Origin of the sequence: Gottfriedia acidiceleris, assembly GCF_036421055.1 — a bacterium.
Lineage (GTDB): Bacteria > Bacillota > Bacilli > Bacillales > Bacillaceae_G > Gottfriedia > Gottfriedia acidiceleris_C.
In genome coordinates, this window is the sequence record NZ_JAZGQS010000015.1 from 44,513 (window position 1) to 68,807 (window position 24,295).

Genomic DNA, 24,295 nt, shown 5'->3' on the forward strand with positions numbered 1-24,295 from the left:
TTATCTATTGGTTGCATAGTATACAGTAAAAACGAATTAGTCACGACGTACTGAGAAGGAGGTAAGAAGTATGACAAAGAAAAAACAACCAAAATATAACGTAGATGATATTGTCGTGATTACGTTATATGGTACTGTCGGTAAGATAACAAATATAAACTTTCTATTTTTATTGGGGATTCATCACCTACGTAAAATGCATAATGCTAAGGTGATTGCATGTTAGCAGCGATCTATCTTAGACTCTCAAGAAATGAAGAGCAAAAAGATGTAGATGAAGTTTTACTTAATCATAAAAATGCCTTGATCAAGCTTGCCAATCAGCATAATTTAAACTATATCATTTATCAGGAAATTTCCAGTGGTGTCAATACGGATCGTGAACAATTAAATTTATTACTTAAGAAAATACATGAATTTGATTATTTAATTATTATGGATATAGATCGTCTTTCACGTGATAATGCACATGCGGAACAAATCAAGCAAGTATTAATTTTAAATGATATTAAAATATTAACCCCACAAGGTAAAATAGATTTATCCCAGGAAACGAATGAAATGTTATTTTCGTTTCAGGCAGTATTGGCTAATTTTGAATATAAGCAGATAAAGAAGCGGTTATCAAGAGGGAGATTAGCAGCAGCGGAGCAAGGAAAATGGGTAATGAGTAATAAGACCCCACTTGGATATCGTAAAAATTCGGAAAAAAAATTGGAAATCATTGAAGATGAGGCAAAGATCATTCGACTAATATTCGATAAATCGTTAGAACGAGTCTCAGTAAATGAAATAGCACGTCAATTAAATCGGTTAAATTGGAGGAGTAGACAAGGTAAAATCCTTACTACATCACATATTAGTCAATTACGTACAAATCCTGTATATTATGGAGCCATACAGGCTAAAAGACGTATTCATAATAAAGTTATTGATGAAGTTTTTATTGAAAATGCACATGAGGCGATTATAACAAAGGAGCAATTTTTTGCTGTCCAAACTATTTTAGAAACTAATAAAAATGTTTATTTTCAAAACCGAAAAGAGGTACGTAGGCTACAAAATTTAATTTACTGCAATTGCTGTGGACGGAAGCGATATATTCAAAAAGATAGTTCAAACATTGATTTCATAAAATCATGTTCATATAAAATATCAAACAATCAATGTAAAGATCGCGGATATAAATATCAATTAGTTGAAGAATTTGTTTTAAAAAGTATTAAAGAAAAAAAATTAGAGCTAGAGAATGCGCTAAAAATGCTAGATTCTCAGAAAACAATTGAACTAGAACAAAGATTAACGACTGAGCTCGCTTCATTAATCAAACAAAGGGATAAAATTAATAAACGACAAATGAGCGCTAGAGAAATGAGAATGGATGGAGAAATTACAAAAAAGGAATATGAAGTACTAAAAAATGAACTACTCGGCCAAATGAATCAAATGAATGAGCAAATTGAACTCTATCAGACCCAAATTGAGAATTTAAAAAACGAAAACGATAAGCCTCAAAATAGTAAAAAAATCATTCAAACACTAGATAATTTAGAAGAAATCGATCCTGAAATGTGTAATCAATTTTTAAAATCTTTTATTAATAAAATATGGTTTAGTAGTAATATGGATTCAAGTCATAATACTACTCGAAATAAAGAAATTGCCACTATTAAAATCGAATGGGTCTAATGCATCAATATTATTCGATGAATCGAGAAAATCTCACATTAAACAATCATCTTTGGTTTTTTGGAATTTTAAAGTTAGAAAAAAAGTTCAGTTTACCATCTTTGAAAAGGTAGAACTGAACTTTTTTTAAATAGTAATTTTAAAATTTTATCTGTTATTGATCAATCTAACTAATTCATTAAAATATTTTTCAGCTTCCTTGGTACTTCTTGCACATTTTAACCTTTTCATCAAAATATTGTAATGAAAATCAACTTCTTCATTTTTAGTATCATTCGTGCTGTCATCTTCATTATTTTGTTCTATACTATCGACAACCCCAGTATCTGTTTGGTGGATATTTCCCTTGTTATTCGAGGGGGCACTTGTCTTATTGTTTTCATATTTTTCTTTCTCCATTTCTTCAAGTGTTGAACTAAAATCAATGATTTTGTTATTAACGTTTTTATCTACTAATTTTTCTAAATAAGCGCCACCGCTAACTCCACAAATAAAAGCATAAATGATAATAGATACAGGAGTTTGATCATTTGTCGTTAGTACAGCAATAAGGTATGATATACAACCCGCCATAGCTCCAAGAATTATTTCACGCTTAGAGCCAAGTGAATATCTTTCTCTACCATCAGAATCTTTAAACCGATAACCTCTAATGTAGCCCTCATTAGCTAATAATATATTGGCATAACCACCGATCGCACCAATTACGATTGATAAAAAGGTTAGAAATAAATCATTAGATGTTAATGTATCTAGCCAATTCTCGTACATATTGGTACCCTCCTGTTTTTGTTAAACTATATGGAGGCTTTTTTTAGAATAGTACACTTAGATGCTTTTTAGGTATTAATAAAAACGATAGTAGCAAGCTGAAAATAGATTGATCGAATTTGTATGAAATTAATTTTAAATCTTAACTGGTTCATGTTTAGTTAAAAAAGAGCGAATCGTTTGATTAAATTTTTCTGCAGCTTCCATTTTGGTTACATGGCCAGTATTATTGAAAATAACTAATTTTGAATTTGGGATACTTTTATGCATTACGATTTGGAGCCATACTGGCGTAATCGGATCATACTGACCACCAATAATAAGTGTTGGTACCTTTATATTTGGTAACAATTCTCTATTATCAACCTTAAAACATTCTCTCATTGACCTGTCGTAACCTTCTGGATTTGGGCGATAATATTGTTTAAATTGTTGTAAAGACTCTTTCTCCCATGAAAAAAGGCATGTTCTTGCTGTCATCTCCTTAATCTGCTGTGGTGTGAAAATTTTTGAACGAAACTCTTTATAATGAATAAACCATAATCCTAGTAATCTTGGAGCAAAATGAAATGTACTAACTAGGATTAATGAGCGACATCTTTCTGGTGCTTGGCGGTACATCTCTTGTGCAACAGCCCCACCCATAGATAAGCCTAATATATGAGCGCTTTCAATACTTAACGCATCCATTAGATCAAGTACATCTTTTGCAAAATTCTTAATTGAGATGCCTTTAGTTAAATCATTTTCTCCATGGCCACGCAAATCAGGAATAATTAAATCGAATTCATTTGCTAGTTCATATTGTTTAAACCAGCTTTCTTTTACTTCTCCAAGACCATGAATTAATACGAGAGGTTCACCAGTACCTAACCGGTCATAATACAGTTTGATACTTTCGGTTTTTATAACGTACAACTTTATCACTCCTTTGTACTTTTTTTACTAAAATATTTAACGAATAAACGCTATGTTTGAAGTTTTTTGAAAATTTATAATAAATTATATTTACTGTATTGACGCTATATTCATCTATGTGTAAAATACACCTATTAGATTTTTTATAGAGGTGTTACCAATGAACAATGATAAAGATAAAAATATTACTCCATCAAAAAATTTTATTATGCCTTTTATTCTTCTACTCCTAAGTCGAATGACACTTCATGGCTATGATCTAATTCAAAAGCTGCACGCATTCGGATTTCAAACACTTGACCAAGGAAATTTATATCGATTATTAAGACAACTAGAGAAAGAAAATTTTGTACAATCAGAATGGGATACGAAAAAAAGCGGACCTGCTAAGCGTTGTTATTCAATTACAGAAGCTGGAAAGGCGTACTTAACAGGTAACGCAAGACAGCTAGAACTTTATCAGTCAATGCTTGATCAATTTTTCAGAATGTACAGTAGTTTTCTTGAGCTCTACATTCCTCCATTACAAAGAGAGGATAAAATAGAGAAAAATTCAAATCCAAAAGAGGAGGAAGAAGTTTGACGATACAAAAAGCTTCAAAACCAAAAGCTGAAGTTCAAAAAATTAAAGACGAGAATGTTGAAAAATATTTTATGGATTCTTTTTTTAATACACTCTGGGATCAATACGAAAGTAGTCTGACATACATAAGAGACAGTAGAGAACAAAGGCTAAATTCGTTCATTAAAGTGGTAAAAGAAACAAGGAAATTTAATGAAGAATATCGAAATGCAGTAAATGGTTTATTTGAAGAAATAAAGTATTTTAATAATCATATAAAAGCAAATACAACAAGAATAAAAATTGCAAAAACAGAGGAATCTTCAGAAGTTCAATCAAGTGTTAATGTATTTGAACAAACAGTAAATAAATTTACTGAGTTAGTATCCACTCCATTCAAAGCCTCAGTTGAGTTAATTGAAAAGGTAGAAGAGCAATATGAATCGTATGCAAAATACTACATAGAGGATCTAAAGGAAAGAGAGCGGGTATGGTCATCATTAAATGATCACTACTTGCAATCCTTAAGAGCAGCACATACGAACTTTAACCATCGTATTGAGGAAAGCTTTAAGATGTTTACACCTTTTAGTAAATAAGTAAATTAATCCCTTTGCTTCGCCCTTGAAACAACTCCTTAACGTTGGAAGAGTTGTTTTTTTGTCTTATCTGTTTTTCTTATTAGGTTAATGATTACAATATCTCCCTCAGTGAACTATAGACTAGACCTTTGAATAGTCTATAGAGGGGTGTTTCTTCATGGATAAGTTTAAATATGAAGAAATTGGAACGTTAAATGCAAAACTCGCTGCAGAAGCATTACTAAAATTAACGATAAAAATAAAAAATCAAGATCTAAAAATAAACACATCTAGTAAACCACTCACTTAATACTTGAGTGGTATTTTTATTGAGTGCGATTTTTCGCCAATAAAAATAGAAAGTTAATAAATATTAAACTGATGGACGGCGTTTTTGTTTATGAAGTCAATAATCATGACGGACTTTATGTTGAGAATACTCTTCAGCTTCTCAACGAATATGATGGGAAAAAACTTGAAAAAGAATGGATCGAAGTCAATTATTCATTTTCTTTCGGGGATCTTGTTCAAGTTAATGGCTATGAAAAAGAAATTTTTCGAATTGTAGGGTACCGTACAGAGGTTTGGCGATATAAAAATGACGCGTGGGAAGATACAATTTATGAATTAGCGCGTATTACTGATGGAGAATGGTTAGAAGCCGATGAAACAGATTTAACCCTAATTGCATCAGCACAAACTGCAAATGCAATTCTAAAAAAACTAAGAAATGATAAAAATGGCATTACAAAATTAGACTTAGAAAAACTTCGCTCAATGAATGATTTTAATAAAAACAGAAATAAAACAACAAAACAAGAAATAATTGATGGATTATTAGATATATATAATGATTACGCTGTTTTATATTCAATCTTCCAAGACGAAGAATATAAAATTGTGATGGATCTAGTTCTAAAAAATTTAAATAAATTCTCAGAGAAGAAAACAAATTGAGAGAGAGGATATTCTACAATAATTGTAGAATGATATGAATCATAAAAGGTATGCCTAACCCTATTAAAATAAAAAATGCAATTGTCGTCAATTTTTCAACAGCTTCTTCAAACAGTTCATCATTAACCATAATTTCTTTTAAATTAGCTAGCTTGTCCATTTTTATCATTGTAATCTCGCTCCTTTAACATGTTTTAATTGAATATATGCTTGTCAATGTTGTATTATGCTAAAGGTTACATATTAATATTTTTTTGTGCTTGGTGATGTTTTTTTCATATTTTCTCATTTTTCACATATTAACTAGTAAGGGGTGATGCTAGTGAAAGAAATTGAAGTAGTTATTGATACGGAAGAAATAGCAGAATTTTTCTATCAACAGCTCATTCAGCGGGGGTATGTTCCTGAGGAAGAGGAAATTGAGGAACTAGCGGATATTACTTTTGAATACTTACTGGAAAAATGTATGATTGATGAAATTGATGAGGAAGAAGAATAGTCATGAAAGTGGCGACGGGAGCTCTCGTCGTTTTTCTTTTGTGTATCCAAAGTACAAGCATTTTATTGGAGGATTATATGAAAAAAAATAATTGGATACTAATCTTTACTTCTATATTTCTATTTGTTGTTCTAGGACTTATTTATGATTCAAAAATGATTCGGAGTTTGGACAATGCAGCGTTTAAATTTTTTGAATTCATTCGAACGGATGCACTAGATTCATTTTGTTATTTTTTAAAAGATTTCGGTTCTTCAAAAATGTATTTAACATTTGCGGTCATTGTTTTAGTTTATTCTATTTTACGTAAGCGTATTTGGGCTGGTTTATCGTTACTTATTACATTATTGACAGCTAGAGTGGTTGTTTCATCTTTAAAAGATCTATATGAGAGACCACGACCAAGCTCAATGTACTATGTGGAAAGTGGATTTAGTTTCCCAAGTGGTCATGCAGTTATGGCAACAACCTTCTTTTTAACAGTAGGATTTATTTTACTTGTCATTCAACCTGAAATGATGAAACACAAAAAAATGATTCAATTTATCGTTCTTTTAATGATATTTTTAATATCAATGAGCAGAATTTATCTACATGTACATCATTTGTCAGATATTATTGCTGGCTGGTTAGTAGGATATGCCTGGTATAGTATTTGTAAAAATGTATTTATTAATTTACATGAAAGAAAACAGCTTTAATTGAATATGAAAAAAATACACCTATACTCAAAGTGACATAGGTGTTTCTTTTTGTTTCCTGGTTAGTGCTTTAAGGAAATCGAACAACATCGTCAATGAAATTATGCACAAAACCTCCTCATCAGATGTATATGATCTAAATCAAGTCCAAATTGCCTATAAATGTTAAAGAGTAGTATGCGAGGGAAAAAGAACTGTATAAAAGAGTCATTATACATACGAAAAACCACAAGGTTCAATTACCTTGTGGTTGATTTTATTTATATTTTAGGGATAATCCCAGTCACATTATGATTTTATCTAACTTGATATTATTCAAATGTTGATAAAAATTCTTCTACTGACTCTGGTGTTTTTGCATTTGCGCTATGTAAGTGTCCAATTTTTTCCCCATCTTTAAATACAAGTAAACTCGGAATTCCCATTACTTGTTGTTCACTAGCGATTTCTGGAAATTCATCGCGATCCATTGTGTACCAAGTAAATGATGGATGCTCTTCAATTACGTCTCCGATAAAAGCATCTAAACGTGTACAATCAGGACACCAAGTTGCATAAAACTTCACCACGATTGGCTTTTCACTTTTAATTATTTCCTCATATTTTTTTACTTCTTCTATTTTTTCCATAATTGCCTCCTAAAGCTTTAATAGCTTTATTTTGAATCATATTAATTAGTATTTCAATTATTTTAACTTAATAATTCATTTTTAGAATTAATGTGATGAAAAAGCATACAAATGTTCGTATGTTGATGTAAAATATAAAATAGAAAAGTTGTTAGATAAATTTAGTAACAATGAAAGTAAATTAAATAATGAGGTGTATTTAATGAAGTTTATTCATACAGCAGATTGGCACCTTGGTAAAATTGTACATGGTGTACATATGACAGAAGACCAACGATTTATACTAGATGAATTCATTTCGATCATTAAAGAAGAAAAGCCAGATGCTGTTGTTATAGCAGGTGATTTATATGATAAAAGTATATCCCCTACTGAGGCGATTGAACTATTAAATGAAGTATTCCATCAAATTGTCATTGAATGTAATACGCCTATTCTTGCGATTGCTGGAAATCATGATAGCGCTGAACGAATTGAATTTGGTAGCCGTTTTATGGAAAAAGAAGGCTTATATTTAGTAGGGAAATTTCAAACTCCATTTAAGAAAGTTATTTTGAATGATGATGATGGGGAAGTTCATTTTTATTTAATTCCATACGCCGAACCAAGTATTGTACGTTATATTTTACAAAACGATGATATTCATTCACATGATGACGCTATGAAAGCAATAATAAATAAAATAAGAGATGAAGAATTAGACCCATCAGCACGAAATGTCTTTGTTGGACATGCCTTTGTAACAAATAATGGTGAGCCTTCAGATGAAGAGACAGAAGGTGAACGAACTCTCGCTATTGGTGGAGCTGAATACGTATCACATCATAATTTTAAACATTTTAACTATACAGCCCTAGGACATTTACATCGGGCACATTTTGTAGGAAATCAATCAATTCGATATTCTGGATCACCTTTAAAGTACTCACTTTCTGAAGAAAACCATAAAAAAGGCTGCTTAATTGTTGAATTAAAAGCTGATGGTGAGTTATCAGTAGTAAAGAAAGATTTTCATCCAAAAAGAGATTTAAGGTCAATCGAAGGAACGATTGAAGAAATCAGACAGCATTCGGTAAATTATGATTATGTTTTTGTAAAATTAACGGATGAGCATATGGTAGTACATCCGATGGAGCAAATCAGAACTGTTTATCCAAATGCAATGCATGTTAGTCGAAAGAAAACGACATTACAATCAGAAAAAACAAATCAACTAAGTTTAGTGGAAAAACAATCAAAAAATCAACTTGAGTTGTTCCAATCTTTTTATAAAGAAATGAAAAATGAAGTTTTGAAAAATGAAGATGAACAAGTTATGAAAGAGATTATTAATGAAATCTTTGTAAGGGAGGAATAGATTTGAAGCCATTAAAAGTAGTACTTCATGCATTTGGACCTTACAAGGACAAGGTACATGTTGACTTTAGTCGTCTAAACGAAAAAGGATTATTTGCAATAACAGGTCCAACTGGTGCAGGTAAAACAACAATATTTGATGGAATTTGTTTTGCTCTTTTTGGAGAAGCGAGCGGTGAAAATAGGAATGACCAAACATTGCTTAGAAGTCATTTTGCAGATGATGATTTATATACTAGCGTTGAATTAACATTTGAATTAAAAGGAAACCATTATAATATTTTTAGACAAAAAGGTCATCAAAAGAAACAAAATAAAGGGATTACCGGTGATAAAATCGAGTTTTATAAAATTGAGAATGATGAAAAAGTACCTTATTGCCAGGAATTTAACAAAACTTCAATTGTCAATAAAAAAGTAGAAGAATTATTAGGGATTAATGCAGATCAATTTAAACAGATCGTATTACTTCCTCAAGGCGAATTTAGAAAATTATTAGTTTCGGATACTAAAGAAAAAGAAGAAATTTTGCGGAAAATTTTTAGAACAGAACTATTTGAAAAAGTAACTGAAACTTTGAATTTAGCTAGAAAAAACATGGAAAGTAAATTTACTAATTTAAAGCAGAAAATCGTTATTAAATTAGAAGTGATTGAAAAATTGCTAAGCGAAAAAGGAATTCAAATTGCCGACGATTCTCAATTTAATCTTCATATTGTTAATGAGATTTTGACTGAACATCTATTAAGTTTAATTGATGATTTAAAAAGACTTGAAGAAAATGAGAAAATGCAAAAATCACAATTAGAAATTAGTCAGCAAAAGCTATTTTCAGCAGAAGTCCATAATAAAAATATTGATCGATTACATGAAGTAATTGAATTATTAACAATGTTAAAAGGTCAAGAGTTAGAAATAGAAGATAAAAAAGTAAAAATAAAATTAGCCACAAATGCTGAAAAAGTATTACCTATAAAAACTGAACTTGAGAAATTAAAAATTTCACTTCAATTAACAAACGATAAATTATTATTCGAAATAGAAAGTTTAAAAGAAACGCTCATTAAAATTGAAAAAATCTCTGCGGAAGTAGCTGCGATACCTGGAGAACAAAAAAAATTAGGCAGTTTAGAAAGCCAACTGAGTAATTTATTAGCTTTAAAAGAAGACGTAGATCAGTTTCAAAATCATAAAATATCGTTTCAAAATAAGTCGAAACAGATCCTATTATACGAAAATGAAGAAAAGACATTACAAGATGGTTTAAAGAAAGAAAACGAGGAATTAAATCAATTAAAACAGCAACTAAATGATTTAGAAGGTGTTCATGATCAATGGGCAAAACTCACCTTATTAAACAAGGAAATCTCACTAAAAGGTGGGTTTGCTAAACGAATCTTTTTTGCAAAAAAAGAATTAGAGCAAAAACGAAATGAATATCGAATAAAAAATTCAGACCATATTAAACTTAAAAATGAATTGGACAGAATTGAAAGTGAAATGCACCAGCAAAAAGCCGCTTTTTTAGCTAAAGATTTAAAGGATCAAGAGCAATGTCCAGTTTGTGGAAGTACACATCACCCAGCACTTGCTAAATTTAAAGGGACTGTCAATGAAGAAGAAGCAGAAAAATTGAAAATGCAAGTAACTCAAACTCAAACGGAACTCGCAACAATTCAAGGAGAGATTAAGAGTAAAGAAAACTCACTAAAAATCGATGAACAATCATTTTTTGATGAGCACGGTCAATTTGATTTTACAAATGAAGGTCTTAAAGCTCTTGCTAGTGAGTTTAATGAAAATGAATCAAACTTAACTAATTTGACAGAGAAAAAAGCTACTTTCGAAAAAATTAATCATTTAATAAAAACAAAAGAACAATTAATTAGAGATTTAACTTTAAAAGTTACTGAGAAGACTGAGGCAATGAATAAGTTTACAAATGAAATAAATGAATTAAAAATTCAGATCGTTCAAATTGAATCAAAATTACCGGAGTCTTTAAGAACTTTTGAAAAGTGGCAATTGGAAAAAAATGAAATTGAAAAAAATATAGTAATCTTAAAAGCTAAAATTTCAAAAATTGAAGAAGAACATCGAATCCTAACTGAACAGAAGACCGTTAAAGAGACTACTCGCACTCATCTTGAGAAAGAAGTTTTAAAATTAAATGAAGAGATTCGTTCAACAACGATTCTTTATCATGAAAAAATAGCTGAATACGAGTTTAATGGAGAATCTGATTTTATAAGTGCAATTGATTATATACAAATGATTGAGCAATATCGAAATGATTTATCAATGTTTGAAGAGAATCTTCAAAGATTAAGTACTGAAAAAGAGTTGCTTGAAAAACAAGTACAATCAATGGAAAAAATTGATGAGAATGAACTTAAAATGAAAGTACAAGAAATTACTCAGCATTTAGACACGACCGTTAACGAGATGATTCGTATTCAAGAATTAAATAAGCGATTAAGTCAATTGAAAATAGACCTACAAATCTATCAAGAGGATTTTGTTAAAACTGAACAAAAATTAGCAGGTATAACGGATTTATATAAAGTTACAAAAGGCGATAATGATAAAATGATTTCGTTTGAGCGATATGTCTTATTGGATTATTTTGAACAAATTATTGAATCGGCAAATATCCGACTTGATCATTTATCAAATGGCCAATTTCAATTGCAACGAAAAGATGCGGTTGAAAAAGGAAGAAAACAAAGTGGTTTAGGATTGGAAGTATATGATTCCTATACAGGTCTGGCTAGAGATGTAAAAACATTATCTGGTGGAGAGCAGTTTAATGCATCACTTTGTTTAGCACTAGGTATGGCAGACATTATTCAAGCACATAAAGGTGGCGTATCAATTGATACGTTGTTTATAGATGAGGGATTTGGATCGCTAGATGAGGATTTATTATCAAAAGCAATTGATACGCTTATTCAGCTTCAAAAAACAGGCCGTTTAATTGGCGTTATTTCTCATGTGCAAGATGTAAAGGATGCAATGCCTGCAGTTATTGAAGTTCATAAAACAAATAAAGGATATTCAGAGATTTCTATTTTAATAAAATAGGGTCAAAATTATTGCCGAACCGGAAACAGATTAGTGTTTCCGGTTTTTTATATTTAGTAATAAGGATCTGTAAAATTATCCAATTAGGACTTGACCTTTTTATAAGTTGATACAAATTTTACTTATTTCTTAAACCAATAACAATAAAGAAATAAATAAGGATTTGTTGTTTAATATCCGGCGCTTAATGCTTTGGGAATCCAATATTTCTATTCTACTAGAGGTTTTTACATCGTAATGAAATGAGGATAAATTCACCTTTTATATTTTTACTATCACTATAGTTGTATTCCAGGTTCAAATGATATCGTTTTGTCTGCCCCATTCATTGTAACAGGGACTCCTAAAGGGACTCCGTAATTTGGTGAACAATGGCCAATAGGAAATCCGCTTAGAACGGGTAATCCCAATGGGACGATATGATCATGCACTATTTCTGGTATAGAAAGGGAGGCTTTGCGCTTTTGCGGTCCACATTCGTTAAAATCTCCTAAGATAATCCCTATACAATCATTAAGCTTATTTGCCAATCGCAATTGATTGATCATGCGATCGATACGGTAAGGTTCTTCTTGAATGTCTTCAATAAATAAAATCTTCCCTTTTGTATTCACCTCATATGGTGTACCAATCGTGCTTGTTATAACGGTTAGATTCCCACCGGTTATCGGGGCAATAACAGAATATGAAAATGCAGGGTATGTGTCTACTTCTGAAGCGGTAAAGGTGAAACTTAGCGGTTCAAATAATTGCTTGAAAGAACCAATTGTCTCTGCTGGAACATCATCTGCTCCGCACTCTGACATCATGGGCCCATGGAACGTAACCACGTTTGCTTTTTGTTGTAAAGCAATATGCAAAGCTGTTATGTCACTGTATCCCCAAAAGATTTTCGGATGGTTTTTGATGTGCTCAAAGTCAATGTCTTGGAGCAATCTTCCGCTTCCATATCCTCCGGTTGCACACAACACAGCCTTTACTTCAGGGTCTAAGAAGGCTTTATGTAAGTCTGACACTCTGGTTTCATCGCTTCCTGCAAGATATCCTCGCTTTTCTGTTACGCTATTACCGATAAGGACATTCAGACCTGCTTGTTCTAATGTTAATTTCATCTTCATCACATTTTCAATATTTGCCGGACTCGATGGGGCAATAATCATTACTGTATCTCCTATTTTCAGTGCATTTGGTTTTCGCATATTATTCCTCCTATTTGTATTCCACCTGATATATATTCTATATCTATCAATAATTTCCTCATCCCAGATTGTTTTTTTAATGTATTTTTTACATTAGAAGGGGATTATCTGTATGAAATAGAATTTAACAGTTGAATAATGGCAAGGGAGATGTTTAAGTGAAATCTTTAGAAAATGTAGAACTTAATGCAGAAATTTCAAAAGAAAGGCTAGTACAGTGGAGAAGACACCTACACAAATATCCAGAGCTTTCATTTCAAGAGGCAAAAACCTCTCAATTTGTATTTGATACATTGAGTTCATTTGGAAATCTGGAGCTTTCACGCCCGACCACATATAGCGTGATGGCCAGACTAATTGGCGGAAAACCCGGAAAAACGCTAGCAATCCGCGCAGATATGGATGCCCTACCAATTGTTGAAGAAAACAGCTTTGAGTTTGCCTCAGCAGTCCCAGGAGTGATGCATGCCTGCGGCCATGACGGACATACAGCTATTTTACTTGGAGCGGCTGAAATATTGGCAAAACATAAAAATGAAATATGTGGAGAAATCCGTTTCCTGTTCCAGCATGCAGAGGAACAATTTCCTGGTGGAGGAGAGGAAATGGTGCAAGCAGGTGTAATGGAAGGGGTTGATTACGTTGTTGGATTGCATCTCATGTCCGGTTTGGAAGTTGGTAAAATCGGTATCGTATACGGAGCAATGATGGCAGCCCCTGATACGTTTCATATTACAATACGCGGCAAAGGCGGTCATGCCGCGCATCCGGAAGAAACTGTAGATAGCATTGCAATCGGAGCACAAATTATAACGAATTTGCAGCATATTGTTTCGAGGACAACCGATGCATTTGCGCAAAGAGTTTTATCTGTTACTCAATTTCACTCAGGAACTGCAGATAATATTATTCCTGATACTGCTGAAATTGTCGGTACAGTCCGTTGCTTTGATGAAAAATTGCGAAACGATGCTAAAGTACGAATTGAACAAATTGTTAAAGGGATTTGCGAGGCACATGGAGCAAGCTTTTCCTACCACTACCGATATGGGTATAGACCAGTTATTAATCATGATGCAGTCACGAAAGTAATAGAACAAACGGCTATTGAGGAATATGGCAATGAATCTGTTGTGTATATCAAACCATCTATGGGTGGAGAAGACTTTTCTGCTTTTTTACAAAAAGCGGATGGCTGCTTCTTTAAAGTTGGTTCAGGATCAGAGGAAAGCGAAAGTACGTATCCACATCATCATCCAAGGTTTACAATCGATGAAAATTCTCTTGTTATTGGCGTTAATATGTTCCTGAATGCAGCATGTAATCTTTTGAGCAAGGAATAGAGAGTAAAAACACCTTCGAGCAAGAGATTCATTAGTAATCCAATATTTTCGTTCGATAAATTGAATTTTAAGGAGGTGATACGTTAAATATACAGAATATTATAAATATTAATATAGAAAAATGTTATTTGGATGCGAGGAGGAAGATTTAATTGAATCAGCAAACCAAGCGTTTAACCGCTTTACTACTAACCTTGGGTATTGCACTACCAGGATGTTCAACCCAAAAAGAAAATGCAACAACAGTCGAGGGCTTGGGTAAGCCACATGCAAAACAAGTGCTGCGTTTAGTAGAAACATCTGAGCTTTCATCAATGGATTCGTCTCTAGTGGAAGATTCTACAACTCTCAGTGTGTTAAACAATGTTATGGAGGGACTATTTAGACAAGGAAAAGACAGCCAGCCAGTATCAGGAATTGCGAAATCCTATACAGTGAGTAAAGATAAAAAGACTTATCTCTTTAAACTGCGTGATGCTAAATGGTCAAACGGTGATCCGGTGACAGCGCATGATTTTGAATATGGTTGGAAACGCACATTGGATCCGGCCACAGCTTCAGAATATGCATACATCATGTATGATATTAAAAATGCAAAGAAGATAAATGAAAAACAACTTCCTGTTGATCAATTGGGTGTAAAGGCTATTGATGAACATACACTAGAAGTACAGCTTGATAATCCAGTGCCGTATTTTCTAAGCTTGACTACACTTGCCCCGTTTATGCCACAGAATGAAAAGGTTGTAAAGGAAAAAGGCAAGAAATACGGACTAGAAGCAAACTCAGTTGTTTATGACGGCCCGTTCAAAATGAGTGAATGGAAGCACGAACAAAGCTTTAAACTTGAGAAAAATCCGAAATATTGGGATAAAAATACAGTGAAGCTGGATGAAATCAACTTTAATATTGCGAAGGATAATTCCACTGCTATCAATTTATATCAGACGGGAGCAATTGACAGGGTAAGTCTAACAGCCGAATATGTAGACAAGTATAAACACGATAAAGATTTTAAAACAGCACAAGAAGGAAGGCTTATTTATTTAAAGCTCAATAACCAAAATCCTATTTTAAAAAATGTAAATGCTCGTAAAGCAATTGATATGGGCTACAACAAAAAAGGGATTACGGACGTACTGTTAAATAACGGGTCTACACCAGCTTATGAATTTGTCGCGAAGAACTTGGCTTATGGTCCAGATGGAAAAGATTTCCACGATATGACAGGGGACTTTAATAAAACAAATATAAGTAAAGCAAAGGAATATTGGGAAAAAGCCAAGCAAGATCTTGGAAAACAAAGCGCTACTTTAAATCTTCTGATTGCAGAAGACGATAATAATAAGAAAATTTCTCAATATTTGAAGTACGAACTTGAAAAAAATCTACCTGGTTTAACAGTAAACATCAAGATGCAGCCTGCACAGACTAAATTTGCGCTGGAAGATAAGCTTCAGTACGATATGTCTCTAGCAGGATGGGGACCGGATTATCCGGATCCGATGACATTCTTGGATAAATGGGTAACGAACAATAATATCGGATATTCGAATCCGAAGTATGATGAAATGATCACAAAAGCAAAAACGACTCTCTTACAAGATCCGTCTGCACGCTGGAAGACTTTAGCAGAGGCTGAAAAGCTATTGCTTGAAAAAGATGCAGCCATTTCACCTTTATATCAGAATGGTGTAGCATATTTGGAAAAATCTTATGTGAAAGATGTCTACAATCACCCGTATGGGGTCAAAAACTCCTACAAATGGGCGTACATAAAAAAATAAAAAGTACACAGGTAATTTGAATTCGGTTAGATGAAAAAGATTGTAAAAGGGCTGTCTAAATAGACAGCCCTTTTCAGAGGTGGGCCCAGAATGCACATAATCAGATAGTAGTAGCGGCTAGCTTAAGACAAGGGTGAACGTTATGAAACGGAATCCGGCTACCTAAGGATCACGAACTTCAAAGAAGGCTAGGTAACATTGGATGTGATTGCCTCCCCAAAAAGGGTACCGAAGCAAATAATGAAATATTATCGACTAGAATTTTTTAGAGTGAAATATATTTAGATAGTAGAAAACTAGTTAGATCAATTGCCAATCTTACTTTATAAAACATTTGGAGGGATTTAACAATATTTGACATAGTATTGCATATTTAAACAAGAATAGATATAATAATTAAAAATCTAAATATATAAAATTTTCAATATATTTAATTAAATCAAAATTTTTTTTACATAAAACAAAAAAATGGGGGTAATGAAATGAATAAGGTTAAAAAACTATCGTTTGCATTTGCTGTGACGACAGCTCTAGTATTATCGGGGTGTGGTAAGGATGCAAAAACAAGTGGAACAGCAGATAAACCATTACGAGTTGTTACAGATGCTGCCTATGCGCCATTTGAATATCTTGATAACGGTAAAATCGTAGGATTTGATGTTGATTTTACAAATGCAGTTGCAAAAGAAGCTGGGCTAAAAATCAAAATTGTGAATACTGGATGGGATCCATTATTCGCTGAAATCGGTGGTAAAACTGCTGATATTGGTATGTCTTCTATTTCGATCAATGCAGATCGTGAGAAAACATATGATTTTACAACTCCTTATTTTCTTTCGATAAATAAGATCCTAGTTCCAGAAGGTAGTAGTATTAAATCAGCCGCAGATTTGAAAGGTAAAGTTGTAGCAGTGCAAAATGGTACAACAGGACAGGAAGCTGTTGAAAAAATGTTTGGTAAAAACAATAAAAATCTTAAAAAATTTGAAAATAACAATTTAGCAATTTTAGAGCTACTTAGTGGAGGAGCTGATGCAGTAGTTGCGGATAATGGTGTTCTTGAAGCGTATGCAAAGAATAATCCAGACAAAAAGCTAGTTGTTATTGATGATAAAAATAGCTTTGAACCTGAATATTACGGTCTATTACTTCAAGATGGAAGTAAATTAAAAGGTAAACTTGATAAGGCAATTAAAGAAGTAGTAAACAATGGTACGTATGAAAAAATTTATAAAGAGCATTTTGGATCAGAGCCAGATCTAGAAACATTAAAAGCAGAAGAAAATAAATAGGATATTAAAAATTGCGTAACAGGCACTTGTGTTACGCAATTTTATCTAAATGGGGGAAAAGAAATGGGATTTGATTTTGGAATTGTAAAAGAATACATACCGTTTTTCCTTAAAGGAACTGGATTAACAATTGGCTTATCTTTAGCAGGAATATTCTTAGGTACAATAATTGGCTTATTTATTGGACTAGGTAAAATGCAATCAAATAAATGGTTAGCACTACCTTTTGTTTGGTATATCAATTTCTTTAGAGGAACACCGTTATTTGTACAAATCTTATTAATTCACTTTGGAGTAGTTCCATATTTTATAGGAGAGACAAACGCAATAGCAGCCGCAATCATTGCACTTTCATTAAATGCAGCAGCATATATTGCTGAAATTTTTCGTGCTGGCATTCAATCAATTGATAAGGGACAAATGGAGGCTTCTCGTTCCTTAGGTATGACGCATGTACAAGCTATGAGACATGTTATTTTGCCTCAAGCTATAAAACGTATGATTCCTCCACTTGGAAATGAATTTATTGTCTTAATTAAGGAATCTTCAATTGCAGCTATAATTGCTGCACCTGAACTGATGTATTGGAGTAGAGCTATGCAGGGGCAATATTATAAAGTGTGGGAGCCGTATATCTCTGCTGCAGTAATCTATTTAGTCCTAACATTAACATTAAGCTTTGTTTTAAATCGCATTGAAAGAAGGTTGACTACAGGATGATTAAAGTAGAAAAACTAAAAAAATCATTTGGTTCGCTAGAAGTATTAAAAGATATCAATATTACAATTCAACCACGTGAAGTATGTGTTGTAATCGGTCCTTCTGGTTCTGGTAAATCAACTTTTCTTCGATGCTTAAATATGTTAGAAACAATAACAGCGGGTAAAGTTTTTATCGAAAACGTCGATCTTACCGATAAAAAAACAAATATAAATAAAATTCGGACTGAAGTTGGCATGGTATTTCAACATTTTAATCTATTTCCACATTTAACAGTTTTAGAAAATATTACTCTAGCACCTAAAAAAGTAAGAAATCGAGCGAATGATTTTGCTAAAACGAAAGCTCTAGAACTATTAAAAAAAGTAGGGCTATCTGATAAAGCAAATGTATATCCTGACTCGCTATCTGGTGGTCAAAAACAACGAGTTGCGATCGCAAGAGCACTTGCAATGGAACCAAAAATTATGTTATTCGACGAACCTACATCCGCCCTTGATCCCGAAATGGTCGGTGAAGTTTTAGAGGTTATGAAGCAACTTGCTAAAGAAGGAATGACAATGGTCATTGTTACACACGAAATGGGCTTTGCTCGTGAAGTTGGTGATCGCGTAATCTTTATGGATCAAGGGTATATTGTAGAAGAAAACAGTCCAGTGCAAATATTTGATTTCCCAAAACACGAGCGCACGAAAAGTTTCTTAAGTAAAGTATTATAAGGCAGATATTGAACAGTTGAGGCTGTCCTACTTTTTAGGGAGCCTCTTTTTTTATGAGAAATAAGATTTGAAAATCAGTCAATATAGTGAAATTAGGAATGAGCTGCACTTCAAATAAGTCATAGTGAAATCGCAAATAAGCAGTAAAACTCAGCAAATAATGGATGAAAAGTAGCAAAATAAGGTCTAACTGCAAATAAATATTGAAAATCGCAAATAAAAATGACAGAACAGCAATTAACTGCCTAGATACCTCCAATCGATTGGAGGAAAGGGTCTTTATCCCTATCTTATTATTGGAAGTGTTTTCTTTTCATTCTTTTCGAAATAATATGCTAAAATTTATTTAAGATAAAAAAGGAGTGTAGGACAATGGAAATTCAAAGAATTCTAGTGACTAGCCGAATTCATCATAAACTAAAAGATATAATTGAATCACATAATCTATCAAAAGAGTTTCGTTTTTTACCTGAAGATGAAGTAACAAAAGAAGATTACGAGTGGGCTGATACATTTGTTGGTTTTCGTCCAACACCAAATTTTGAATTTGGAAACATAAAGTGGGTTCATTCATTAGCAGCGGGCGTAGATAGTTTCATGAAAATTAAATGGAAAAATGATGTGCTATTAACACGAACGATTGATGTCTTTGGTCCAAAAATGAGTCAATATTGTTTAAGTTACATACTCCAGGATTCACAATTACATGAACAATTTTCAAATTTACAAAATGAAAATAAGTGGGAATTCCATATTCCAAAATCTTTAGAAGAGCAAAAAGTTGTTATTTATGGTACAGGTGAAATTGGGGGGCATATTGGAAAGGTTTTATCAAGCTTTGGAATGAAAGTATATGGAGTTTCTATGAGTGGTAGTCAAAAAACAAATTTTGAAAAAATAGTGCCGTTTCAAGATGCATCGACAATTTTAGCTCACGCAGATTGGATTATTAGTGTTCTTCCGTCTACAAATGAAACTAGAAATATATTAGATATGAATACATTTAAACATTTAAATAAAGTTGGTTTTATAAATGTTGGTAGAGGGGCAACTGTACATGAGGACTCTTTAAAGGAAGCTTTGAATAATGGTTATATTCGAAAAGCTATTTTAGATGTTTTTGCTGTTGAACCACTTCCAGCCGATTCAGACTTATGGCAAATGCCGAACGTAAAAATAACACCACATATTTCAGCAGTTACTTTACCAATTGATGGAGTAAAATGTTTTGTCAATACACTTTCATCATTAGAAAACAACGAGAAATTAAGAAATGTAGTGAAGATTGAAAAGGGATATTAATTTTTTGCTGTAGAATTGGTCTAAGGCTTGGCAGCAAGGAACTGAATAGTTAAGTTTTTTCAAATTAAGAAATTATAAATATGCAGCTATAGATGGGACTAGACGTAGTTGCAAATTTTAGGAATTAAATATAAGTGCTTCTACGCCTTTGTCTTCGCCATAAAGTTCACCAATCGTTGAGTTTTCTTTATGATAACAAACATGTTAGGATAGACAAGTAACAAATTGATAAAAAAGGAGAATACAAAAAATGGCAATTATTGACGTTTCAATCGTACCAATTGGCACAGAAACACCTAGTGTAAGTGCGTATGTAGCAAATATACATAAAGTTTTAGAAAAGTATAATGGCGAAGTAAAATTCCAGCTTACACCAATGAATACAATTATTGAGGGCGAGTTACCGTTATTATTAAAAGTCGTACAAGAAATGCATGAGGTACCATTTGAAAATGGAATTTCAAGAGTGGCAACGACTATTCGAATTGATGATCGTCGTGATAAGAAGAGTACAATGGAAGGTAAGTTAGCTTCTGTTCAAGCAAAACTTGAACAAAACTAATTTTGACTAGATAAAGTGACTAGATAAGTTTAACAACTTCTAGTCACTTTTTTTATAAATTCGAGTCTAATCGTGTGATTATTACGAATATTCTCTTGAAATTCCAAAATTTAGTTGATAAACTAAACTAATCAGTCAGTTTAAATATATTTATTAAGTAAAGGAATGTGTTCAATGCCAAAAGTCTCAGATGATTACAAAGAACGCAAAAGAGAGAGTCTTCTTGAAAGTGCATTAAAATGTTTTGGAGAAAAAGGATATCATACAACAACAATGGATGATATTGTTGCATATTCCAAAACGAGTAAAGGATTAATTTATAACTATTTTAAAAGTAAGGAAGAGCTTTATTTAACATTAATGCAAGAAAGAACAGTCCAAACTTTTGAAAAAATTAATCAACGATTTCAAAATATTAGTTCATCAAAAGATAAGTTAAAAGAGTTATTTCAAATGTATAGTGAAATTTCTTTAACAGAAAAATGGCGAAATATGATTCGAGTCCATATGGAGTTTTGGATTAATTCAGCTAGGCATGAAAATCTACAAGCCATTATGATTGAAAGGTACAAAGATCAATACCGTTTATTTTTAAGTGAAATTATTAAACAAGGAATTACATCTGGTGAATTTAAGAAAACAATCGATCCTGATATTATTTCTAGTTTGTTTTGGGCAAATATCGATGGCATTTGCTTACATTATTCGGTTGTAGAAGATGATGACATTTACAAAGCGCAATTTAAAGCCGCAGAAGAAATGATTATGTCTTATATAGTCATTCAAAATTAAAATTTAGGTAGAGAAGGCGAATCCTTTCCTACCTAAATTTAAAATTCAGAAAATTTTTTATGTTAAAAATAAAGAAAACAACATACACTATTCATAGAATAAAATAAACTTAACAGTCAGTTTTAATTAGAGAGGAGGAATATTGATGAATTCAGTTCAAATTAGAATTATTTGTCTATCTATGTATTGAAATGTTAATTTTGGTAGAATGAAGGGATTCTAATGGGAAAGAAAGTCTATTTTTTATACACAAAGGCGTTTTCGGATATAGGTAGTATGATGGAATTGGTTGTTATGAACGCAGTGATCTACTCGATGACGAAAAGTACATCATGGCTGGCTGCGGTGTTAGCTCTTCGTGTTTGTGGAGGGATATTAACAAGTTTATTTTCTGGTGTAATTGCGGATCGATATAATCGTAGAAAGCTAATGATATTCAGCGATATTACTAGAGGAATAAGTATTCTTACCTTATGTATTTTCCCTTCGCCTTTCATGTTTGCGATTGTAGCCTTTATCATAGGTGCATTAGGAAGCTTTTTTTCAGTTAGTTTTAGTGCGGATTTACCTCAAATATTTGGTGAAGAAAATATTTTAAAAATAAATGCTTTAATTTCACGTCTTGCAGCAATTAGTATGGTTATTGGATTTTTAGGATCAGCATTTTTATCAACGGTTGTAGATTATCGTGTAATCATTGGAATAGATGCCCTTTCCTATTTCTTATCCGCATTTGTTCTAATCTTTTATAAATGGGAAAATACGGTTAAAAAAGGTGTAAACAATCAATGGATACAACTGTTTATTGATTTGAAAGAAGTAAAAACTTATGTGCTAATGAAGCCGCTTTTAGTAATTGTATTCATCGTATTCCTATTTCAAACATTCTCAGCAAGCTCACATAATGTGGGAGTACCAATATTAGCAGAAAAAATTAGCTCAGAACATGCAACATTTTATCAAGGACTTATTTGGGGAACTTGGGGTATTGGAGGAATCCTTTCGACTTGGTTAATTCCTAAAGTCTCTTGGCTAAAAAATCAATATCTTTTTATGTATTTTGGAACTTCAGTTTTAACATCGATCGGGTTTATTTTATTTTTATCGAATCAAATTTTATGGATCGTATTTTTCTTCGCATTTTTTACAGGCTTTTTTGATAATGCAGCTGGTACTTATTTTTCAACAATGATTCAAAAAACCGATAATTCCATAAGAGGTAGAATCTTCGGAGTCGCAAATTTGTTAAATCGGGTTGGTTTTACAATCGGTTTTGTAGCCGCATCACCATTATTATCATTTTTATCAATGCCACATCTTGTTTGGTTGTTTCATGGTAGTCTAATTATCATGATTTTATGTGTATCCAGTTACTTTCTATATAAGAAAAGATTTGATTTTAATGATGATCAAATTCTACAACATGAAAATGAAGTTATCATTTCTAAATAAAAAAGGACGTGATTAGATGGAATCAAAATTTAAGAAAAATATTGAGGTAGAAAAAATAAATTATGTTAGATGTAGTGAAGTAGACGTTGAATTTGCTTATCAAGCATTTTCAATCGGTTTTTCAGATTATATCGTTAAATTCAATTATTCTAAGGAACAGTTTGTAAATTTGTTTTTTGGTCCAGAAGGTAATAAACCTGAGCACTCTTTCGTAGCAATCTATGAAAATGAAGCGGTAGGTGTGATTTTAGGCGGTATTAAAATGTATGAAACGATTAAAACAATGCGATGTGGAACTTTGGCGATTAGTCCAGATTATAGGGGATTAGGTGTTAGCCAAAAATTATTTGAACTGCATAAAGAAGAAGCAGAGAAAAACGGGTGTAAACAACTATTCCTAGAAGTAATTGTTGGAAATGATCGAGCAATTAATTTTTATAAGAAACTTGGATACGAGAAGATTTATGACATTAGTTATTTTTCTAAATCAGATTTATCAAGTTTACAACAAATACAAATAGAATCTAGTACAGAAATTAATAAAGTTGAATTTAATACTTTCAAAGAAACAATGATAAAGTGGGACTATCATATAAACTGGCAAAATGACATTGATTATTTAGAAAAACTACCTAATTTTACTTACTTTCTAGCTAGTGTTAACGATGAAAATATAGGTGCTTTAGCAGTTAATGAAAATGGAAGAATAAGCGCCCTACTAATTGATAAAGTATACCGTAATCGAAAAATAGCAACTAGCTTATTACGATTTGCAACTAGTGAACTAAATTTAAAATCTTTCTCAACATCAACCCCAAATAACAATAGCCTTGAAGGGTTCTTGCATAAACTAGAATTTAAGAAAGAAAAAATAGCTCAATATGAAATGTACAAACTATTAAGATAAGAAGGATTGAGTGAGAGTACTCATCGCTTCAGAATTTGTACTTTTGCCTATCTACATGGCCTTGCTCCTAATTGAGCGAATCTCCGTACATTAGATAGTATGGAGGTGATTTAAAATGTATGATTATCGTCAACAGATTGAGCAACCATATTATCCATATTCTGGAGTAGCCCAACAAGAGGACGAAAGATTTTTCCCATTCTTCTTTCCGTTTTTTCTTGGTGCAGCGGCATTTGGCCCATGGGGTTGGGGAAGACCTTGGGGATTTTATCGTCCATGGGGTTGGGGCCGTCCATGGGGCTGGGGAAGACCTTGGGGATTTTATCGTCCATGGGGCTGGGGCCGTCCATGGGGTTGGGGAAGACCTTGGTAAATTAAAAAAACATTGAATTGGTTGTCTCATAAGTCATCGTACTTTGAGACACCTTTTTTTATTTTAAATATACATATTTAAAACATCGTAATAAAAAAAC

At 32.4% G+C, this 24,295-nt stretch carries 26 protein-coding genes; 21 read left to right on the plus strand and 5 right to left on the minus strand.

Features of this window, described 5'->3' with window-relative positions; genetic code table 11:
* Positions 1–70: 70 nt before the first annotated feature.
* Both RAH41_RS19100 and RAH41_RS19105 read left to right on the plus strand, forming a co-directional pair.
* Complete coding sequence (locus RAH41_RS19100; RefSeq protein ID WP_331224847.1) at positions 71–226, plus strand: hypothetical protein; 156 nt, start codon at positions 71–73, stop codon at positions 224–226.
* The gene (locus tag RAH41_RS19105; protein ID WP_331224775.1) at positions 220–1,689 is read left to right on the plus strand and encodes a recombinase family protein; all 1,470 of its coding nucleotides are present in this window, start codon (positions 220–222) and stop codon (positions 1,687–1,689) included. Before RAH41_RS19100 ends, RAH41_RS19105 begins: the two co-directional genes overlap by 7 nt.
* A gap of 147 nt (positions 1,690–1,836) precedes the next feature.
* On the opposite strand, the gene RAH41_RS19110 is transcribed toward RAH41_RS19105, so the two are convergent.
* Together RAH41_RS19110 and RAH41_RS19115 are read right to left on the minus strand one after the other, a co-directional pair.
* Complete coding sequence (locus RAH41_RS19110) at positions 1,837–2,460, minus strand: hypothetical protein (RefSeq protein ID WP_331224777.1); 624 nt, start codon at positions 2,458–2,460, stop codon at positions 1,837–1,839.
* Between the two features lie 135 nt (positions 2,461–2,595).
* Entirely contained in the window at positions 2,596–3,378 is a 783-nt protein-coding gene (locus RAH41_RS19115) for an alpha/beta hydrolase (RefSeq protein ID WP_331224779.1), read from the minus strand.
* A 160-nt stretch (positions 3,379–3,538) separates the two neighbouring features.
* Here RAH41_RS19115 and phaQ point away from each other — a divergent pair, with 160 nt between their 5' ends.
* The 4 genes from phaQ to RAH41_RS19135 all read left to right on the plus strand — a co-directional run bounded on the left by phaQ (position 3,539) and on the right by RAH41_RS19135 (position 5,478).
* Positions 3,539–3,961, plus strand: a complete 423-nt coding sequence (gene phaQ / locus RAH41_RS19120) for a poly-beta-hydroxybutyrate-responsive repressor (RefSeq protein ID WP_331224781.1) — start codon at positions 3,539–3,541, stop codon at positions 3,959–3,961.
* The gene (locus RAH41_RS19125; RefSeq protein WP_331224783.1) at positions 3,958–4,539 is read left to right on the plus strand and encodes a hypothetical protein; all 582 of its coding nucleotides are present in this window, start codon (positions 3,958–3,960) and stop codon (positions 4,537–4,539) included. The genes phaQ and RAH41_RS19125 overlap by 4 nt, the downstream gene beginning before the upstream one ends.
* 160 nt (positions 4,540–4,699) lie before the next feature.
* The gene (locus tag RAH41_RS19130) at positions 4,700–4,831 is read left to right on the plus strand and encodes a hypothetical protein (RefSeq protein ID WP_331224784.1); all 132 of its coding nucleotides are present in this window, start codon (positions 4,700–4,702) and stop codon (positions 4,829–4,831) included.
* A 71-nt stretch (positions 4,832–4,902) separates the two neighbouring features.
* Positions 4,903–5,478, plus strand: coding sequence for a hypothetical protein (locus RAH41_RS19135; protein WP_069032034.1), 576 nt, complete (start codon positions 4,903–4,905; stop codon positions 5,476–5,478).
* Positions 5,479–5,491: 13 nt separating this feature from the next.
* Here RAH41_RS19135 and RAH41_RS19140 read toward each other — a convergent pair whose 3' ends face one another.
* Complete coding sequence (locus RAH41_RS19140; protein ID WP_331224785.1) at positions 5,492–5,647, minus strand: hypothetical protein; 156 nt, start codon at positions 5,645–5,647, stop codon at positions 5,492–5,494.
* 153 nt (positions 5,648–5,800) lie between these two features.
* Between RAH41_RS19140 and RAH41_RS19145 the strand changes: the two genes are divergently transcribed.
* Both RAH41_RS19145 and RAH41_RS19150 read left to right on the plus strand, forming a co-directional pair.
* Entirely contained in the window at positions 5,801–5,977 is a 177-nt protein-coding gene (locus RAH41_RS19145) for a YozD family protein (protein ID WP_069032035.1), read from the plus strand.
* Positions 5,978–6,054: 77 nt separating this feature from the next.
* Positions 6,055–6,678 carry a phosphatase PAP2 family protein gene (locus RAH41_RS19150; RefSeq protein WP_331224788.1) on the plus strand — a complete coding sequence of 208 codons (624 nt, stop codon included), beginning with the start codon at positions 6,055–6,057 and terminating at the stop codon, positions 6,676–6,678.
* Between the two features lie 311 nt (positions 6,679–6,989).
* Here RAH41_RS19150 and RAH41_RS19155 read toward each other — a convergent pair whose 3' ends face one another.
* The gene (locus tag RAH41_RS19155; RefSeq protein WP_098428926.1) at positions 6,990–7,307 is read right to left on the minus strand and encodes a thioredoxin family protein; all 318 of its coding nucleotides are present in this window, start codon (positions 7,305–7,307) and stop codon (positions 6,990–6,992) included.
* Between the two features lie 202 nt (positions 7,308–7,509).
* Here RAH41_RS19155 and RAH41_RS19160 point away from each other — a divergent pair, with 202 nt between their 5' ends.
* The gene (locus RAH41_RS19160; RefSeq protein WP_331224793.1) at positions 7,510–8,664 is read left to right on the plus strand and encodes an exonuclease SbcCD subunit D; all 1,155 of its coding nucleotides are present in this window, start codon (positions 7,510–7,512) and stop codon (positions 8,662–8,664) included.
* 2 nt (positions 8,665–8,666) lie between these two features.
* On the plus strand, positions 8,667–11,747 hold the full coding sequence (locus tag RAH41_RS19165) for an AAA family ATPase (protein WP_331224794.1): 3,081 nt from the start codon (positions 8,667–8,669) through the stop codon (positions 11,745–11,747).
* Between the two features lie 278 nt (positions 11,748–12,025).
* Here RAH41_RS19165 and RAH41_RS19170 read toward each other — a convergent pair whose 3' ends face one another.
* A complete protein-coding gene (locus RAH41_RS19170) occupies positions 12,026–12,946 on the minus strand; it encodes an LD-carboxypeptidase (RefSeq protein WP_331224795.1) in 921 nt (306 codons plus the stop codon).
* A gap of 194 nt (positions 12,947–13,140) precedes the next feature.
* Here RAH41_RS19170 and RAH41_RS19175 point away from each other — a divergent pair, with 194 nt between their 5' ends.
* The 11 genes from RAH41_RS19175 to RAH41_RS19225 all read left to right on the plus strand — a co-directional run bounded on the left by RAH41_RS19175 (position 13,141) and on the right by RAH41_RS19225 (position 24,195).
* On the plus strand, positions 13,141–14,289 hold the full coding sequence (locus tag RAH41_RS19175; protein ID WP_331224843.1) for an amidohydrolase: 1,149 nt from the start codon (positions 13,141–13,143) through the stop codon (positions 14,287–14,289).
* 152 nt (positions 14,290–14,441) lie between these two features.
* A complete protein-coding gene (locus RAH41_RS19180; protein WP_331224797.1) occupies positions 14,442–16,076 on the plus strand; it encodes a peptide ABC transporter substrate-binding protein in 1,635 nt (544 codons plus the stop codon).
* 482 nt (positions 16,077–16,558) lie between these two features.
* Positions 16,559–17,368 (plus strand): basic amino acid ABC transporter substrate-binding protein, encoded by an 810-nt coding sequence (locus tag RAH41_RS19185; protein ID WP_331224799.1) that lies wholly within the window; start codon positions 16,559–16,561, stop codon positions 17,366–17,368.
* Positions 17,369–17,431: 63 nt separating this feature from the next.
* Positions 17,432–18,088, plus strand: a complete 657-nt coding sequence (locus RAH41_RS19190; RefSeq protein WP_331224801.1) for an amino acid ABC transporter permease — start codon at positions 17,432–17,434, stop codon at positions 18,086–18,088.
* Positions 18,085–18,807, plus strand: a complete 723-nt coding sequence (locus RAH41_RS19195) for an amino acid ABC transporter ATP-binding protein (RefSeq protein ID WP_331224803.1) — start codon at positions 18,085–18,087, stop codon at positions 18,805–18,807. The genes RAH41_RS19190 and RAH41_RS19195 overlap by 4 nt, the downstream gene beginning before the upstream one ends.
* 372 nt (positions 18,808–19,179) lie before the next feature.
* A complete protein-coding gene (locus RAH41_RS19200; RefSeq protein ID WP_331224805.1) occupies positions 19,180–20,109 on the plus strand; it encodes a D-2-hydroxyacid dehydrogenase in 930 nt (309 codons plus the stop codon).
* Between the two features lie 250 nt (positions 20,110–20,359).
* The gene (locus tag RAH41_RS19205) at positions 20,360–20,671 is read left to right on the plus strand and encodes an MTH1187 family thiamine-binding protein (RefSeq protein ID WP_097978604.1); all 312 of its coding nucleotides are present in this window, start codon (positions 20,360–20,362) and stop codon (positions 20,669–20,671) included.
* Positions 20,672–20,845: 174 nt separating this feature from the next.
* Entirely contained in the window at positions 20,846–21,463 is a 618-nt protein-coding gene (locus RAH41_RS19210) for a TetR/AcrR family transcriptional regulator (protein ID WP_331224807.1), read from the plus strand.
* Between the two features lie 222 nt (positions 21,464–21,685).
* Entirely contained in the window at positions 21,686–22,915 is a 1,230-nt protein-coding gene (locus RAH41_RS19215) for an MFS transporter (protein WP_331224809.1), read from the plus strand.
* Positions 22,916–22,931: 16 nt separating this feature from the next.
* Positions 22,932–23,822, plus strand: a complete 891-nt coding sequence (locus tag RAH41_RS19220; protein ID WP_331224810.1) for a GNAT family N-acetyltransferase — start codon at positions 22,932–22,934, stop codon at positions 23,820–23,822.
* Between the two features lie 115 nt (positions 23,823–23,937).
* On the plus strand, positions 23,938–24,195 hold the full coding sequence (locus RAH41_RS19225; RefSeq protein ID WP_331224811.1) for a hypothetical protein: 258 nt from the start codon (positions 23,938–23,940) through the stop codon (positions 24,193–24,195).
* Positions 24,196–24,295: the final 100 nt, after the last annotated feature.